The organism is Micromonospora sp. 4G55, assembly GCF_016803375.1.
Genome location: NZ_JAEVHN010000101.1, coordinates 1 through 14,678 on the forward strand (window position 1 = coordinate 1; position 14,678 = coordinate 14,678).

Sequence of the window (14,678 nt, forward strand, 5' to 3'; positions counted from 1 at the left end):
TGGGGGAGGCAGCGGACCGGACCGCTCGACGGCGTCCTCGTCGCGGACTTCTCGCGCATCCTCGCCGGGCCGTACGCGACCATGCTCCTGGCCGACCTCGGCGCCGAGGTGATCAAGGTGGAGGGGCCCGGCGGGGACGACACCCGGGCCTGGACGCCGCCGGCGCGCGAGGGCGTCTCCACCTACTACCTCGGCGTGAACCGCAACAAGCGCTCGATCGCGCTCGACCTCGCCGACCCCGACGACCTGGCCGTCGCGCGGGAACTCGCCCGCCGCGCCGATGTCATGATCGAGAACTTCCGCCCCGGCGGCCTGCGCCGCTTCGGCCTCGACTACGACAGCGTGGCGGCCGGCAACGAAGGGATCGTCTATGCCTCCGTCAGCGGCTTCGGCGCCCACGGTGGAGCGCACCTGCCCGGCTACGACCTCATGGTCCAGGCGGCGTCGGGCCTGATGAGCCTCACCGGCGACGCCGACGGCCCGCCGTACAAGGCCGGTGTCGCCGTGTTCGACGTGATCGCCGGCCTGCACGCGGCGGTCGGCATCCTCGCCGCCCTGCACCACCGGGACCGCACCGGCGTCGGCCAGCACGTCGAGGTGAACCTGCTCTCCTCGGCGCTGTCCGGTCTGGTCAACCACACCAGCGGGTACGTCGCCGGCGGCGCGGCCCCGTACCGGATGGGCAACGCCCACCCGAGCCTGTTCCCGTACGAGCCGTTGCCCACCGCCGACGGCGACCTCGTCATCATCGCCGGCAACGACGGGCAGTTCCGCCGGCTGTGCCAGGTGCTCGGCCTGCCCGAGCTGCCCGACGACCCCCGGTTCGGGCGCAACCAGGACCGCACCGTGCACCGGGACGCCCTGCGCCCGATCCTGGTGGCGCGGTTGGCCCGGCGGACCCGGGACGAGTGGTTCCGCGACCTGACCGCGGCGGGTGTGCCGTGCGCCCCGATCACCACCGTCGACGGCGGGGTCGCGCTGGCCGAAGAGCTCGGGCTCGACCCGGTGGTGGCGGCCGGCGGCGTGCCCGGCGTCCGGCACCCGATCGGCTTCTCCGCCACCCCACCCCGCTACGACCTGCCACCGCCCGCCCTCGACGAGCACGGCGACGACATCCGCGCCTGGCTGACCGGCCGCCCGTACCCCGACTGACCAGCCTTACCCGCGCCCCCGAGACTCGGCGACCGACGACCCGATGTGCGGTCCCCGGCAGGCGATCAGTCAGGCATGCCACCGGCGTGAGCGGAGCGCTCCCGCCGCCGCTGCCCGCGAGGGGTGAGCGGGACGCCACCGGCCACCAGTCGGTGCAGTGCGGCCAGCGGGATCACCCCGATCGGGTACCAGACCAGATCGACCGGATCGAACTGGACCCCGAGCGCCAGCCGCGCGACCAGACTCCGCGCCGACAACTCCGCCGGCACCCCGGTCAGCTGCGCGCATTCCACCAGCCAGCAGAACAGCACCGCGATCACCCCGACCGGCACCGGCGCCATCCGTGGCCACAGGAACAGCACCCCCGCCCACACCATCGACGCGTACAGGGCGGTGCCGGAGTACTGCCGCAACGCGCCGTCGTCGACGGCTCGGACGGCCAGGGCAACGCCGAGGAAGAGCGCCGCCGCCACCGGCATGAGCAGCCGGACCGTCCTGGGCGTGATCGACATTTCGGGGATGCTAGTCAGTGCACGTCGAGCACGCCGCCCCTGTCCGGGCCAGGCCCCGTCCTGGCGATCATGGTGGCTTAGGCTCCGCAGGGTGCAGCAGGCAGACGTGCGGATTCGGCCGGCGAGCTTGGCAGACGTTCCCTTCCTGGTGGAGCTGCGCCTGGCCAACGCCGAGGCGCATCTGGCTCTCGACCCTGATACCTACCGCGTTCCACAGCGTGCGGCGGTGGTTGAACACTTCTCGGCGGTGTTGGCCGACGAGTCGAGGCGGGATGCCGTTCTCGTTGCCGAGGCCGTTGGCCGGGTGGTCGGGATGGTGGAGGTCCTGCGGAACTCCGACCCGCCGGAACATCAGATCCTGCGGCCCGAGCCTTCGGCGCAGGTGCACACGGTCGTACTGCCCGATTCGCGAGGGCTCCGGGTGGGAACAGCGCTGCTGGAGGCGGCCGAACGATGGGCAACCGACCGTGGAATCACCTATCTGTCCGCCGGCATCCACCACCGCAACATTGATGCCGTGCGCTTCTACAGCCGGAACGGCTACACCGACGCCGGTCTCTCGCTGGGCAGGCAGCTGATGTAGGGGTCCTTGAATTGATCGCGCGGTCAGGGCCACCGGTACCGCACGCGGTCGGCTAGCGTCACGCCCGTCAACCGCACCGGGGCTCGCGTGATCTGAACAGGGAGGCTCGCCCATGCGTCGATGGCGAGTGCTGGCACTGGCGCTGCTGGTCCTCGTGGCGTCGGGCGTCGTCGTCGTCCGGTGGATGTCCGCGCCCGACGGGCGGAAGCTGCCGCCTGGGCCGCTGCGCGAACAGTTCGGTGCGCGGGTCGTGGAGGTGCTCGAACACGACCCGACCTTTCGGACTGAAGTCACGCGGGAACCCGGGCCCGGCCGGTGTGCGTGGCGTCGGTGTTCGGGGTGGCGCCGGCCGAGGCTGACGCGGTGGACGAGGTACGCACCGTCTACACGTGGGTGAACTGCCGGTGGGTGGGGCTCACAGATGTTGCCGAGGGACCGGCTGGTGTTGACCTCAACCAGCTCTCCGGGCTGGGGATGCCGATCGCCTTGCATCTGGGGCCACCCGTCACCTACGAGGCTCCGGAGGATGGTGAAGAAAATCCGGACGTCCGCCGGATCTTCCCCAGATCGCTGGAAGCCGCCGCCTTCTCCCATCCCTGGCCCTCGGCGCAGGACGAGCTGCGCCAACGCGTTCTGCAGGTGGTGGGCTCATCGGCACCCTCGCCGTCTCCCTCGCATTCGTGATGCGACTGGATCAGCAGCGGGGCGGACCACACATCGGCAGGGCACGCTCTAGGCGACCCGCGGCGCGGGCAGGATCGGCAGCGCCGCCCGCTGCGCCGTACCCGAGATGTCGCCGGTCTGGATGACCTCGGTGGCCTCCGCCGCGACCTCGCCCCCGGCGGTGGCCGTCGCGCCGCCCGACCCGGCGGCCGGGCGCGCGGCGTCCCCGTCGATGGCGGTGAGCAGGCCCGCAGCCGGCCCACGTCGTCGGCGGCGAGCCGGAAGGAGCCTCGGCAGACGGGCCCGCTCCACAGTGAGAGCACCACGGCACCGCGTTCCGGGTGGTAGCTGACCCGCATCGTCCGCTCGTCGCCCCGCGTGTCGGTGAACAGGTCACCGAAGCTGGGCATCGGTAGCACCTCTCCCATCACCCCAGCATGCCCGAGCGGCGGGCGCGCGGAAAGGCCGCTAGAGGTCGGCGAAGGGCTTCGCGTACGCGAAGGGGCCCTGGATGTCGGGCCGCCAGGCGCTCAACGGCCGGGCCATGAAGTACCGCGGACCCCACGGGCCGGGCGGTGTCACGCCCAGGTCGACCGCCGGCCGGAACCCGAACCGCGGGTAGTACTCCGGGTGCCCGAGCAGCACGACCAGCGGCTCGTCCAGCGCGTCGGCCGCGCCGAGCACCGCGTGCATCAGCGCCGACCCCACGCCCCGGCGCTGCCAGGCGGGCAGCACCCCGAGCGGACCCAGGCCGAGCGCCACCGGCGCGCCGGCCACCGTGCCCCGGGTGCAGACGACGTGCCCGACGACCTGCCCGTCGGCGTCTGTGGCGACCAGCGAGAGGGCGGGCAGCCAACCGTCGTCGGCGCGCAGCGCGTCGACCAGCGGGGCCTCGAGAGGTACGGCGTCCGGGGCGTCCGCCGAGGCGAACGCGGCGGTGTGCACCGCGCGGACGGCGGCGATGTCGGCGGGTGTCTCACGTCGGATCAGCATCGGTCCGGGATCCTGCCGGAGTCGGGCGGGGCGGGCCACCCGTTTTCGGTGCCGACGCCCCGCCGTGGGTAGCGTCCGGGGCATGACGACGAACAGGCTGCCCGTGCGCACGACGACCGTGGACGTTCCGACCAGCGACGGCGACGCCGACGCGTACCTGGTCCGGCCGGACGCCGACGGCCCGTTCCCGCCGGTCCTGCTCTTCATGGACGCGTTCGGGCTGCGGCCCCGGCTGGCCGAGATGGCGCAGCGGATCGCCGCCGAGGGGTACGTGGTGCTGGTGCCGAACCTGTTCCACCGCGCCGGCCGGGCACCCCTGGTCGACCTGACCGGCCTCGGCGACCCGGAGCAGCGCGGCGCGCTCTTCGGCCGGCTGATGCCGCTGATCACGGCGCTGACCCCGGACGTGGTGGCCCGGGACACCGCCGCCTACCTCGACTTCCTGGCCGCCCAGCCCGGCGTGACGCCCGGCCCGGCCGCCGTCACCGGCTACTGCCTGGGTGGGACGACCGCGCTGCGCGCGATCGAGGCGCACCCGGACCGGCTCGCCGCCGCGGCCAGCTTCCACGGCGGCCGGATCGTCACCGACGCGGCGGACAGCCCGCACCTGGCCGTCGGCGCGGTCACCGGCGAGCTGTACTTCGGGCACGCCGACAACGACCAGTCGATGACGGCGGAGCAGATCGAGACGCTGGAGAAGGCCCTGGCGGCGGCGGGCGTCCGGCACCGCTCCGAGGTCTACCCCGGCGCGCACCACGGCTACACGATGGCCGACACCCCGACGTACGACGAGCGGGCCACCGAGCGGCACTGGGCGGCCCTGTTCGACCTGCTCGACCGGACCTTCCGCCGCTGACCCCGGGGTCGCCGGGAGCAGGCTACGAGTACGGAAGTGGCCGGCCACCGGGCCGGGCCGGGCGCACTACGGTCGGGGAATGAACGTCGATGCCCCAGACCTGCGCCGGCGGTTCGCGGCGCTGACCACCGCCCACGTCGCCGACGCCTGCCTGCGCGCCGGGGTGCCGGTACGCTGCGCGCCGGCCGCCGTACGACCCGTTCTGCCTGGTGAGCGGCTCGCCGGCCGGGTGACGCCCGCCCGGCACGTCGGCAGCGTCGACGTGTTCCTCGAGGCGATCGACCGGGCGTCGCCCGGCGACGTGCTCGTCGTCGACAACGGCGGGCGCGCCGACGAGAGCTGCGTCGGTGACCTGGTGGTGCTGGAGGCGCAGGCCGCGGGCCTGGCCGGCGTGGTGGTCTGGGGCCTGCACCGGGACACCGCCGACATCCGCGCGGTCGGGCTGCCGGTGTTCAGCCTCGGGGCGATCCCCACCGGCCCGCAGCGCCTCGACGCCCGGCCGCCGGGCGCGCTGGCGTCCGCCGAGGTGGGGCAGCCGACGGTGGACGCCGGCGACGTCGTCCTCGGCGACGACGACGGGGTGCTCTTCGTGCCGGCCGAGCGGGTCGGGGAGCTGTTCGACCTGGCCGAGTCGATCCGGGACACCGAGCGGCGGCAGGCCGACCTGATCCGCGCCGGCGTGCCGTTGCGGGCGCAGGTGGGCTTCGGCGCGTACCTGGCCCGGCGGGCGGAGGACCCGTCGCTGACGTTCCGCGAGCACCTGCGGGCGGTGGGCGGAGCGATCGAGGAGTGAGGGGTCAGCCCATCGCGGTCGCCGACGGCGGGGCGCTGCCGCCCTGCGGCGCCTCCCCGGTCATCAACGCGACGATCTCCGCCCGGTCGGCCGCCGAGGGCCGCCCCCATTCGGGCCGGTAGCCGTACACCTCGCGCAGTGGGGTGGAGGCGGTCCGGCCGTCCAGGATCTCCACCGCGTCGGTGTCGATCAGGCCGGGGTGCTCGACGCCGCACGCCTCGGCCACCTTCACCAGGTCCCGCCGCAGCGTACGCAGGTAGTTGGCGACGCGGACCGACTTCAGGGTGGGGTCCAGGCCCCGGGCGAGCCACGGGTTCTGGGTGGCGACGCCGGTCGGGCAGGTGTCGGTGTGGCACTTCTGCGCCTGGATGCAGCCGATCGCCAGCATCGCCTCCCGGCCGACGTTGACCATGTCGCAGCCGAGCGCGAACGCGACGACGGCGTTGTCCGGCAGGCCCAGCTTGCCGGCCCCGACGAAGACCGTGCGCTCGTGCAGGTCCTTCTCGGCGAAGGTGCGGTAGACGCGGGCGAAGCCCTGCTGGAACGGCAGCGACACCGAGTCGGTGAAGATCAGCGGCGCGGCGCCGGTGCCGCCCTCGCCGCCGTCCACGGTCACGAAGTCCACGCCGCGCCCGGTGTCGCGCATCAGCGTGGTCAGCTCCTCCCAGAAGCCGAGGTCACCGACGGCGGACTTGATGCCCACCGGCAGGCCGGTCTCGGCGGCGAGCAGCTCCACCCAGTCCAGCAGGCTGTCGCAGTCGGAGAACTCGGCGTGCCGGGACGGGCTGACGCAGTCCCGCCCCTGCGGGATGCCCCGGGTCGCGGCGATCTCGGCGGACACCTTCGCCCCGGGCAGCAGCCCGCCCAGGCTGGGCTTGGCGCCCTGGCTGAGCTTGACCTCCAACGCCCGGACGGGGGCGCCGGCCACCAGATCCTTGAGCCGGTCGAGGCTGAACCGGCCGCGTTCGTCGCGGCAGCCGAAGTACGCCGTGCCGATCTGGAACACCAGGTCGCCGCCGTTGCGGTGGTACGGCGACAGCCCGCCCTCGCCGGTGTTCTGCAGGCAACCGGCCAGTGCCGCGCCCTTGTTCAGCGCGGTGACCGCGTTGCCGGAGAGCGAGCCGAAGCTCATCCCGGAGATGTTGACGATCGACTCCGGGCGGAACGCCCGGGGCCGGCCCTGCGCCCCGCCGAGCACCTTCGCCGCCGGCAGCCGCACGTCGTGCCCGGCCGTGGGTGAGGACGGCGGCACGGCCCGGCCGAAGGTGCGGTGCTTGATGATCGGGTAGCCGGGGGTGTACTCGATGTCGTTGTCCGTGCCGAAGCCGAAGTAGTTGTTCTCCTGCTTGGCCGAGGCGTAGATCCAGCGCCGCTGGTCGCGGGTGAACGGCCGCTCCTCGTTGTTGCCGGCCACGATGTACTGCCGCAGCTCCGGCCCGATCGACTCCAGCAGGTAGCGCGCCCGGCCGATGACCGGGAAGTTGCGCAGCAGCGCGTGGTCGCGCTGGAGGACGTCGCGTGCGGCGAGGCCCGCGAGAGCGGCGGCGACGACGGGTACGGCTCGACTGGCCCACTTCATGCCCGCCACACTCCCCGGTCCCGCCGCCGCCCAAACAGCCCGGCGGGCGCGCTACCTCGGCCCGGCGCTGCGGGTCAGGCCTGCGCCTGGGTGATGTTGACCATCCACGGAGTGCCGAACCGGTCCTCGCACTGGCCGAACTCGTCGCCCCACATCTGCTTCTCCAGCGGCACGCTCACCACGCCGCCGGAGGAGAGCTGCTCCCACCAGCGGCGCAGCTCGTCGGCGTCGTCGCCGCTGAGGCTGACCGTGTTGGCGTTGCCGCGCCGGATCTCCATGCCGGGCGGCATGTCCGAGGCCATCAGCACGTGGCCGGCGGACGTGCGGAGCATGCCGTGCATGATCTGGTCGGCGATCGCCGGGTCCTCGGTGCCGAAATCGCGGAAGCTGGTCAGCGACAGGTCCCCACCGAAGACCTGCTGGTAGAACTCCATCGCCTCGCGGGCGTTGCCGGCGAAGTTGAGGTACGGGTTGAGCTGGGATGCCACGACATCCTCCTTGAGGTCGACGACAAGGGCCATCGTCGCACCGCCGCCCGTCCCCGCCGGTCCGTACACGCCGAACACGTGTGGTGAAGGCGCCAACGCGGGCCGCGACCGCCGCCGCCCGGCGTACGACCCACGGCCCGCCGTTCCGCGCCGGTGGGTCGGGCCGTCACCCGCCCCACCGGTGCGTGGCGGATCAGTGCCGGCGGAACGACTGGCGGACGATGCCGCCGACCAGCGCGCACCACGTGCTGGTGCTGACCTTGCCGGTACGCGGCAGCCCGTGCAGCCGCTGGATGTCCTTCACGGCCTCCTTGGTCGCGTGGTCGTACTCGCCGGTGACGGTGACCTCGGCGTAGCCCTTCCAGTTGAGGATGAACTGCACCGCCTCGACTGGCAGGCCGGTCGCGTCCTTCTCCAGCTCCGGCGCCAGGGTCTCCCAGGTGGGGCCGGTGATGGTGGCGTCGATGTCGACCGGGATGCCGTTGCGGGCCTGCCAGTCCTGCACGGCGGCCACGGTGGCGGCGTCGAAGGCGCTGTTCGGCGTGACGGCGTAGCCGCGGTACGCCAACAGGTACTGCGCGACCCGGACGGACGGGGAGCCGACGAAGCGCCACAGGTCGGGCCAGCGGCGGGCCGGCACGTCGGCGAGGTCGGTGCCGAGCTTCGTGAACACCCGGCGGCGCACGTCCGGGAAGAGCCGGTAGAAGGTCGCGCCCGGGCAGAGGGTGGTGCGGAAGTCCCAGTGGCCGAAGATGTCGTGGGCGTGCAGGCCGTACTGGCGGCAGATGGTGGTGCAGAGCTTCACCAGCGAGTCGAGCAGCTCGTCGGGCGGGGTGTCGGTGACGTAGGTGCCTTCGTTCTCGATGCCGATCGACCGGCCGTTCTCGCCGGGGCAGTGCGCCGAGACCATCTGCCGGTCGCCGGCCTGGAGCCGCTCGAGGCTGCCGTGCCGCCCCTCCATCACGTAGCCGCCCCGGCTGATGGTGAAGTGCTGGCCGGTGTCGGACCAGCCGTTGCCGTCCATGTGCAGGTTCTGGCAGTCCCGGGCCAGCTTGATCGCCTGCGCCTCGGAGTAGTCCGTGACGTTGGGGAACGCCATGTGGTGCACGATGATCTTGTTGGTGGGGATGGCGCTGATCACCAGCGGGTCGGCCGGCGGGCGGGCGCCCCACTCGTCGCAGCTGTAGATCCAGTCGAGGTCCGCGCCGGGATCGGCCTGCGCGGCGACCGGAAAGGCCAGTTCGGACCCGACGACCGCGACGGTCGCCGCGCCCAGGCCGGCCCGCAGCAGGGTACGACGGTCGAGTTCAGGGTGGTCGAAGTGCATGGCATCTCCTCGACGGGCCGGGGGTGGCCCAGGGCAGCGATGAAAGAGAACTCCAAAGTGCGCGCGTGAGGTGGAGGATATTGCCATGACCGGCCCGGGCGCTAGAGGCCCGTGTCGATCCGATGTGCCCGGACGGGCGCGCCGGCGGCGTCAGGCGCGCTCGCCCAGTCCCAGCAGGTCGGCGATCCGCAGCAGTTCGTCGACCCGCTGCGCCACCCGCCGCGGCGTCAGCGGACGGCGATCGGTGACCACGGTGTACAGCTCGTCGCCGATGACCGTCCAGGGTGGCACCAGCCCGGTCACGTGCGCGGCGTGCAGCGCCGGGGCGACGAGCCGGTCGGCGAGGTCCGTGTCGCGCAGGATGATCCGGTACCGGCGGACGAACTCGTCCTCGCCCGCCCGGGCCGCGGCGATCGTCCGGCGGCGCTGCACGGCGGTGGTGGGGTAGGGGCGCGGCAGTCGCAGGATCGCGAAGTGGCCCCTGCCCTCGACCCGGTCCGCGCCGGCCAGACCGTCGTGCGTCCAGGCGACCTCGCCGACGGTCACCGGGTACCCGCCGAGGTCCCGGGTGAGGGCGTACGCCACGCGCACCCGGTCGGGCCGGAACTGCCCGGAGGTCCACGGCCAGATCGTCCGTCCGATGACCGGCGACCAGCCGGCCCCCTCGCCCCAGCGCAGCACGCGGCGGTGCGTCCACTCCCGCCACCGCCGGTACGCGACGCCACCGGCCCAGAGCGCCGCGAAGAGCAGCACCAGCATCGGGACGACGCCGACCCGCCGGGCGACCTCGTGCGAGGCAAGCCGGATCGGCACGCCGAGGGCGACCGGTAGGCAGCACAGGATCGACCCCACGCCGAGCAGGCCGAGGAGGGTGCCGGAGGGGCGGCGGTGGTGGCGGACGGGCATGGGGCTCCAGCCCCGCTGGTCGGGCCCGGAGCGTGTCACGACGCCAGGTTATGGCGTCGGCGCCACGGCCCTGCGGTGCGGCATCCGCCAGCCCTCGGCCAGCCGGGACGGGTGCACGTTGCGCCCGCCGCCGAAGAACTCGCAGAACTTCATGATCAGCGGGTCCCAGCCCAGCGGGTCCACGTACGACGTGCCCGGGATGACCAGGTCCTCCTCGACGTGCGCGCGCAGCACCTCCACCTGGAAGGCGGTGGCGTACGACGGCGTGCCGCCGAACGGGTACGAGGCGACCACCCGGCACTCCAACTGGATCGGGCACTGCGCCACCCGGGGCGGGGCGACCAGGTCCGACGGCTGGCGGGTCAGCCCGGCGAGGGCGAACTTGTCCGGCTCGTAGCGGTAGCCCTGGGCGGCCTTGTGCTCCGGCACGTCCGGCCGGCCGGTGGTCAGCGCGATCCGGTCCACCGCGTCGACCATCGCCGAGGACGGCAGGTTCAGCACGCACTCGCCCTCGCGATGCAGGTTGGCCGTGGTCTGGCCGCTGTCGCCCAGGCCGAGCATGGCCGACCGGTCCAGCCACCACGCCGACGACATCGGCGCGAGGTTGGCGCTTCCGTCCGGGTTCCGGGAGCTGATCAACACCACCGGGGTGCCGAAGTAGAGCACCTTCAGATCGGGTACGACGTGCATGGTCCTGCCCTTCGCGAACGCCCACGGCCGGTGCGGTCCACCCGGCCGTACCCGACTCTGCGCGCGCGCCGCGCCGATCGCTGGCGGCGATCGGACGTGGCGTTGCGGGTGGGCCGCCCCAGGGGCGCGACGTGCCCGCCCGTAGTTCGTCGAGGAGTGGAGCCGCGGCGCGGGCGCGGCGTCAGCCGGCCGTGGCGAACCGGTCGAGGGCGCGCACGACGTGGCCCCGGGTCTCGTCGGTGCCGAAGTGCCCCGCCTGCTCGACGACGATCAGTTCGGAGTCCGGCCACGCCCGGTGCAGCTGCCAGGCGGTGTCCAGCGGGCTGCTCAGGTCGAGCCGGCCGTGGATCAGCACCCCGGGAATGCCGGCGAGCCGGTGCGCGTCGCGCAGCAGGACGCCCTCCTCCAGCCAGGCGCCGTGGGCGAAGTAGTGCGAGCAGATCCGGACCATGGCCATGCGCGCCGCCGACGGGCGGTCGCTGTACGGGCTGGTCACCGCCTCTGCCGACACCACCGCGTCCTCCCAGGCGCACCAGTCGACGGTGGCGCGCTCGCGTACCGCCGGGTCCGGGTCGGCCATCAGCCGGGCGTACGCGCCGACGACGTCGCCGTCGCGGGGGGTGCCGGGCGCGCCGGCGAGGAAGCGGTCCCACTGCTGGGGGAAGAACCGGCCGACGCCCCGGTAGAGCCAGTCGATCTCCGAGCGGCGGGTGCTGGTGACCGCGTTGATGACGATCTCGGACACCCGCTCGGGGTGCCGCTGCGCGTAGGCCAGGATGAGGGTCGAGCCCCACGACCCGCCGTGCAGCAGCCAGCGCCGCACGCCCAGGTGCTCGCGCAGGCGTTCCATGTCGGCGACGAGGTGGTGGGTGGTGTTGTGCCGCAGGTCGGTGGCCGGGTCGCTGGCGTGCGGGGTGCTGCGCCCGCACCCGCGCTGGTCGAACAGCACGATCCGGTAGCGCGCCGGGTCGAAGAACCGGCGGACCCCGGTGCCGCACCCCGAGCCCGGTCCGCCGTGCACGACGAGCGCGGGCTTGCCGTCGGGATTGCCGCAGACCTCCCAGTACACGGCGTTGCCGTCGCCGACGTCGAGCATGCCGTGGTCGTACGGCTCGATCGGCGGATAGCGCTCGTCCATGCGTGGGCCCTCCCCAGGGACTGGATGCAACAGCGCTGTTACATTAGCCCACATGCCCGCCCGACCGCCCGGCCCCGAACTCCTCGGCACCCGGCTGCGCCATCTGCTCGACCTGCTCGACGGCGAGGTCGCCGCCGTCTACGCCGACCTCGGGCTGCCCGGGTTCCGGCCACGGTTCACCCCGGTGATCCGGACGCTGGCGGCGGGCGGTCCCGCGTCCATCCGCGCGCTGGCCGAGGCGACCGGGGTGACCCACTCCGCCGCCAGTCAGACCGTCGCGCAGCTGGCGAAGGCGGGCCTGGTCACGCTCAGCCCCGGCGCGGACGCCCGGCAGCGCATCGCCCACCTCACCCCGAGGGCCGAGTCGCTGCTGCCTGTGCTGGACGCCGAATCGGCCGCCACCACGGCCGCCGCCCGCCGGTTCGAGGCCGAGCTGTCGTACCCGTTGACCCGGCTCGTCGACGAGGCGCTGGCCGCCCTGGGCCGCAGGTCGATGCGGCAGCGGATCGCCGACGTCGCACCCGACCTCGTGCCGCAGGAGAACCCGCCCGCGGGCGCCGACTAGCTCATGCGCCGAAGGTCACTGACCCGGGGGCGTGTACGTGGTCTTCATCCGGGTCACCTCGTCGACCTCGGCGGGGGTCAGCACCGGGGTGATCTGGACGCTCAGGCCGCCCGTCGCGCCGATGGCGATCGCCAGCCCGGCCACCGTCTTGTGGTCCGGCAGCTCACACAGCACGTAGGTGTCGTCCTCGGCGAAGGCGAAGTGCATCGACTCCATCCGCCCGCCGGCCTCCTCGATCATCTTCCGGACCACCTCGGCGCGCTTGGTACCACCGTCGTCGACCAGCCCCTTGAGCCCCGCGGCGGAGTAGGTCGACTTCAACAGGAACTTCGCCACCTCGACACCAACTCCCGGATGTCCTGGCGGTCGCTCGACGGCCACCAGCCTGTAGCTCCCCTTCGGGTCTCACGCTAGTGCCCCTCCCCGCAGACCAGCGCCCGTTCCGCCGATAGTGGTGCAGGACTGTCGTCCGCCGAATCGGGTATGCGCGGCGCCGGAGGCGGGCGCCTCCGGGAACGAGGGAGTCATGGGAGCCGCCGCCGGGTTCGTCGCTCTGGTCGTCGTCGTCGCGCTCGTCGTGCTGCTGCTCGCGCTCAGCGTACGGATGGTGCAGCAGTACCAGCGCGGTGTCGTCTTCCGCTTCGGCCGGGTGCTGGACCGCATCCGGCAGCCCGGTCTCCATCTGATCATTCCGGTCGCCGACCGGATGGTCCGGGTCAGCATGCAGACCACGGTGATCGGGGTGCCCGCGCAGGGCGTCATCACCCGGGACAACGTCACCCTCACGGTCGACGCGGTCGTCTACTACCGGGTGGTCGACCCGGTGAAGGTGCTGGTCAACGTGCGGGACTACCCATCGGCGGTGCTCCAGGTGGCCCAGACCGCGCTGCGGTCGGTGATCGGCAAGGCCGACCTCGACACCCTGCTGCGGGACCGGGACCGGATCAACGCCGAGTTGAAGGCGGTGATCGACGCGCCCACCGAGAAGCCGTGGGGGCTGCTCATCGAACGGGTCGAGGTCAAGGACGTCTCCCTGCCGGAGGGGATGAAGCGGTCCATGTCGCGGCAGGCCGAGGCGGAACGCGAACGCCGGGCCCGGGTGATCGCCGCCGACGGCGAGTTCCAGGCGTCCCGCCGGCTCGCCGACGCCTCCCGGGCGATGGCCGACACGCCGGGCGCCTACCAGCTGCGACTGTTGCAGACCGTGGTGGACGTGGCGGCCGAGAAGAACAGCACCCTGGTCATGCCGTTCCCGGTGGAACTGCTCCGGTTCTTTGACAAGCTGGCCCGCGGCGCCGGGGAGCAGATCGACACGCCGGAGGCGGTGCCGAGCGTCCCCGGCGACGGCCACCGCCGGGAAGGCCACCGCTGAACGGCCCGCGTCAAGCCCTCTGACCGAAACCCATCCATCATCACGGACGTCCGGACGCGGTGGAGCAACCGTTGCGCCGATGGACCGGACGCTCCCCGTGACGAGAATGATCAGCGTGGCCCTGACCCGTGACCGCTCCCCGCAGGCCGGGGAGGCCGCCGCGTGAGCGCGGACTGGCAGCTCTCCGGCTACACGCCGGTACGGCAGCTCGGCGTCGGCGCGTCCGGCCGCGTCCTGCTGGCCACCCACGACGCCAGCGGCACCCCCGTCGCCATCAAGTACCTGACCAGCGCCGTGGACGACGACCCGACCCGCACCGCGTTCCGCGACGAGGCCCAGCTGCTCGTCGAGGTCGACGACCCGCACATCTCCCGGCTCTACGAGTACGTCGAGTCCCCGCACGGCGCCGCCATCGTGATGGAGCTGGTCAACGGGGTGTCCCTGCGGCAGATGCTGCGCGCCCACGGCCCCACCGAGCCCGAGGCGGCCCTCTGCGTGCTCAAGGGCTCCCTCGCCGGGCTGGCCGCCGCGCACGCCCGGGGCGTCGTGCACCGCGACTACAAGCCCGAGAACGTGCTGGTCGACCTCGACGGGCGCAGCAAACTGGCCGACTTCGGCATCGCCGTACCGGTCGGCCGGGACGGCGGCGGCTCGGTCAGCGGCACCCCCCGCTACATGGCCCCCGAACAGTGGACCGGCGCGCCGGCCAGCCGGCCTGCGACATCTACGCCGCCACCGCCACCTTCTACGAGTGCCTCACCGGCCGCCCCCCGTACGACGGGCGGGACCTGATCACCCTGCGGACCCAGCACGCGCAGGCGCCGATCCCCACCGAGGCGGCGCCGCCACCCGTGCACGACCTGCTGCGCCACGGCATCGCCAAGCAGCCCACCGACCGGCCGCAGCCGGCGGAGGTCTTCCTCGCCGAGCTGGAACGCACCGCCGCGGACGCCTACGGCGCGGACTGGGAGGAGCGGGGCCTGGCCGAGCTGGCCCGCCGGGCCGCGCTGCTCGCCGCGCTCTTCCCGTTCCCCGACGGCACCGCCGGCGCCACCAGCCTG

At 73.2% G+C, this 14,678-nt stretch carries 18 protein-coding genes and 1 pseudogene; 9 read left to right on the plus strand and 10 right to left on the minus strand.

The window, feature by feature from the left end; translation table 11 throughout:
* Positions 1-1,152 (plus strand): CaiB/BaiF CoA-transferase family protein (locus tag JNW89_RS11570; protein WP_238448903.1); only part of this gene is annotated, 1,152 nt, incomplete at its 5' end.
* Between the two features lie 65 nt (positions 1,153-1,217).
* Here the strand turns inward: JNW89_RS11570 and JNW89_RS11575 are convergent.
* Positions 1,218-1,664: a DUF2809 domain-containing protein gene (locus JNW89_RS11575; RefSeq protein WP_238448904.1), complete on the minus strand. Its 447-nt coding sequence runs from the start codon at positions 1,662-1,664 to the stop codon at positions 1,218-1,220.
* Between the two features lie 91 nt (positions 1,665-1,755).
* On the opposite strand from JNW89_RS11575, the gene JNW89_RS11580 reads away from it, so the two are divergent.
* A complete protein-coding gene (locus tag JNW89_RS11580) occupies positions 1,756-2,247 on the plus strand; it encodes a GNAT family N-acetyltransferase (protein WP_238448905.1) in 492 nt (163 codons plus the stop codon).
* Positions 2,248-2,568: 321 nt separating this feature from the next.
* Positions 2,569-2,931, plus strand: a complete 363-nt coding sequence (locus JNW89_RS11585) for a hypothetical protein (RefSeq protein ID WP_238448906.1) — start codon at positions 2,569-2,571, stop codon at positions 2,929-2,931.
* Between the two features lie 48 nt (positions 2,932-2,979).
* On the opposite strand, the gene JNW89_RS11590 is transcribed toward JNW89_RS11585, so the two are convergent.
* Together JNW89_RS11590 and JNW89_RS11595 are read right to left on the minus strand one after the other, a co-directional pair.
* On the minus strand, positions 2,980-3,222 hold the full coding sequence (locus tag JNW89_RS11590; RefSeq protein WP_238448907.1) for a hypothetical protein: 243 nt from the start codon (positions 3,220-3,222) through the stop codon (positions 2,980-2,982).
* Positions 3,223-3,378: 156 nt separating this feature from the next.
* The gene (locus JNW89_RS11595; protein ID WP_238448908.1) at positions 3,379-3,903 is read right to left on the minus strand and encodes a GNAT family N-acetyltransferase; all 525 of its coding nucleotides are present in this window, start codon (positions 3,901-3,903) and stop codon (positions 3,379-3,381) included.
* Between the two features lie 82 nt (positions 3,904-3,985).
* Between JNW89_RS11595 and JNW89_RS11600 the strand changes: the two genes are divergently transcribed.
* Both JNW89_RS11600 and JNW89_RS11605 read left to right on the plus strand, forming a co-directional pair.
* Positions 3,986-4,759 carry a dienelactone hydrolase family protein gene (locus JNW89_RS11600; RefSeq protein WP_255540700.1) on the plus strand — a complete coding sequence of 258 codons (774 nt, stop codon included), beginning with the start codon at positions 3,986-3,988 and terminating at the stop codon, positions 4,757-4,759.
* Between the two features lie 79 nt (positions 4,760-4,838).
* On the plus strand, positions 4,839-5,552 hold the full coding sequence (locus JNW89_RS11605; protein WP_238448909.1) for an RraA family protein: 714 nt from the start codon (positions 4,839-4,841) through the stop codon (positions 5,550-5,552).
* Positions 5,553-5,556: 4 nt separating this feature from the next.
* Here the strand turns inward: JNW89_RS11605 and JNW89_RS11610 are convergent, their stop codons facing one another.
* The 6 genes from JNW89_RS11610 to pip all read right to left on the minus strand — a co-directional run bounded on the left by JNW89_RS11610 (position 5,557) and on the right by pip (position 11,680).
* Positions 5,557-7,131, minus strand: coding sequence for an FMN-binding glutamate synthase family protein (locus JNW89_RS11610; protein WP_238448910.1), 1,575 nt, complete (start codon positions 7,129-7,131; stop codon positions 5,557-5,559).
* 74 nt (positions 7,132-7,205) lie between these two features.
* Positions 7,206-7,652: a VOC family protein gene (locus tag JNW89_RS11615; protein ID WP_238448911.1), complete on the minus strand. Its 447-nt coding sequence runs from the start codon at positions 7,650-7,652 to the stop codon at positions 7,206-7,208.
* Positions 7,653-7,812: 160 nt separating this feature from the next.
* Positions 7,813-8,946 (minus strand): peptidoglycan-binding protein, encoded by a 1,134-nt coding sequence (locus JNW89_RS11620; RefSeq protein WP_238448912.1) that lies wholly within the window; start codon positions 8,944-8,946, stop codon positions 7,813-7,815.
* A gap of 150 nt (positions 8,947-9,096) precedes the next feature.
* Positions 9,097-9,891 (minus strand): hypothetical protein, encoded by a 795-nt coding sequence (locus JNW89_RS11625; RefSeq protein WP_238448913.1) that lies wholly within the window; start codon positions 9,889-9,891, stop codon positions 9,097-9,099.
* A gap of 9 nt (positions 9,892-9,900) precedes the next feature.
* The gene (locus JNW89_RS11630; RefSeq protein WP_238448914.1) at positions 9,901-10,542 is read right to left on the minus strand and encodes a flavin reductase family protein; all 642 of its coding nucleotides are present in this window, start codon (positions 10,540-10,542) and stop codon (positions 9,901-9,903) included.
* Between the two features lie 181 nt (positions 10,543-10,723).
* Positions 10,724-11,680: a prolyl aminopeptidase gene (pip, locus tag JNW89_RS11635; RefSeq protein ID WP_238448915.1), complete on the minus strand. Its 957-nt coding sequence runs from the start codon at positions 11,678-11,680 to the stop codon at positions 10,724-10,726.
* A 52-nt stretch (positions 11,681-11,732) separates the two neighbouring features.
* Here pip and JNW89_RS11640 point away from each other — a divergent pair, with 52 nt between their 5' ends.
* Positions 11,733-12,245: a MarR family winged helix-turn-helix transcriptional regulator gene (locus JNW89_RS11640; protein WP_238448916.1), complete on the plus strand. Its 513-nt coding sequence runs from the start codon at positions 11,733-11,735 to the stop codon at positions 12,243-12,245.
* Between the two features lie 15 nt (positions 12,246-12,260).
* Here the strand turns inward: JNW89_RS11640 and JNW89_RS11645 are convergent, their stop codons facing one another.
* Positions 12,261-12,626, minus strand: coding sequence for a GYD domain-containing protein (locus JNW89_RS11645; RefSeq protein ID WP_309139977.1), 366 nt, complete (start codon positions 12,624-12,626; stop codon positions 12,261-12,263).
* 145 nt (positions 12,627-12,771) lie between these two features.
* On the opposite strand from JNW89_RS11645, the gene JNW89_RS11650 reads away from it, so the two are divergent.
* The 3 genes and pseudogenes from JNW89_RS11650 to JNW89_RS11660 all read left to right on the plus strand — a co-directional run.
* Positions 12,772-13,617, plus strand: coding sequence for an SPFH domain-containing protein (locus JNW89_RS11650; protein ID WP_238448917.1), 846 nt, complete (start codon positions 12,772-12,774; stop codon positions 13,615-13,617).
* A 162-nt stretch (positions 13,618-13,779) separates the two neighbouring features.
* Positions 13,780-14,409 (plus strand): serine/threonine-protein kinase, encoded by a 630-nt coding sequence (locus tag JNW89_RS11655; RefSeq protein ID WP_238448918.1) that lies wholly within the window; start codon positions 13,780-13,782, stop codon positions 14,407-14,409.
* Positions 14,307-14,678, plus strand: a pseudogene (locus JNW89_RS11660) (serine/threonine protein kinase); the annotation flags it as partial. The gene JNW89_RS11655 and the pseudogene JNW89_RS11660, both read left to right, overlap by 103 nt.

What these genes read in the sequence shown, in the direction of transcription:
- JNW89_RS11575 (WP_238448904.1), bottom strand. Translation starts at nt 1,664, where the DNA reads ATGTCGATCACGCCCAGGACGGTCCGGCTGCTCATGCCGGTGGCGGCG.
- JNW89_RS11595 (WP_238448908.1), bottom strand. Translation starts at nt 3,903, where the DNA reads ATGCTGATCCGACGTGAGACACCCGCCGACATCGCCGCCGTCCGCGCG.
- JNW89_RS11600 (WP_255540700.1), top strand. Translation starts at nt 3,986, where the DNA reads ATGACGACGAACAGGCTGCCCGTGCGCACGACGACCGTGGACGTTCCG.
- JNW89_RS11605 (WP_238448909.1), top strand. Translation starts at nt 4,839, where the DNA reads ATGAACGTCGATGCCCCAGACCTGCGCCGGCGGTTCGCGGCGCTGACC.
- JNW89_RS11610 (WP_238448910.1), bottom strand. Translation starts at nt 7,131, where the DNA reads ATGAAGTGGGCCAGTCGAGCCGTACCCGTCGTCGCCGCCGCTCTCGCG.
- JNW89_RS11615 (WP_238448911.1), bottom strand. Translation starts at nt 7,652, where the DNA reads ATGGCCCTTGTCGTCGACCTCAAGGAGGATGTCGTGGCATCCCAGCTC.
- JNW89_RS11620 (WP_238448912.1), bottom strand. Translation starts at nt 8,946, where the DNA reads ATGCACTTCGACCACCCTGAACTCGACCGTCGTACCCTGCTGCGGGCC.
- JNW89_RS11630 (WP_238448914.1), bottom strand. Translation starts at nt 10,542, where the DNA reads ATGCACGTCGTACCCGATCTGAAGGTGCTCTACTTCGGCACCCCGGTG.
- pip (WP_238448915.1), bottom strand. Translation starts at nt 11,680, where the DNA reads ATGGACGAGCGCTATCCGCCGATCGAGCCGTACGACCACGGCATGCTC.
- JNW89_RS11640 (WP_238448916.1), top strand. Translation starts at nt 11,733, where the DNA reads ATGCCCGCCCGACCGCCCGGCCCCGAACTCCTCGGCACCCGGCTGCGC.
- JNW89_RS11650 (WP_238448917.1), top strand. Translation starts at nt 12,772, where the DNA reads ATGGGAGCCGCCGCCGGGTTCGTCGCTCTGGTCGTCGTCGTCGCGCTC.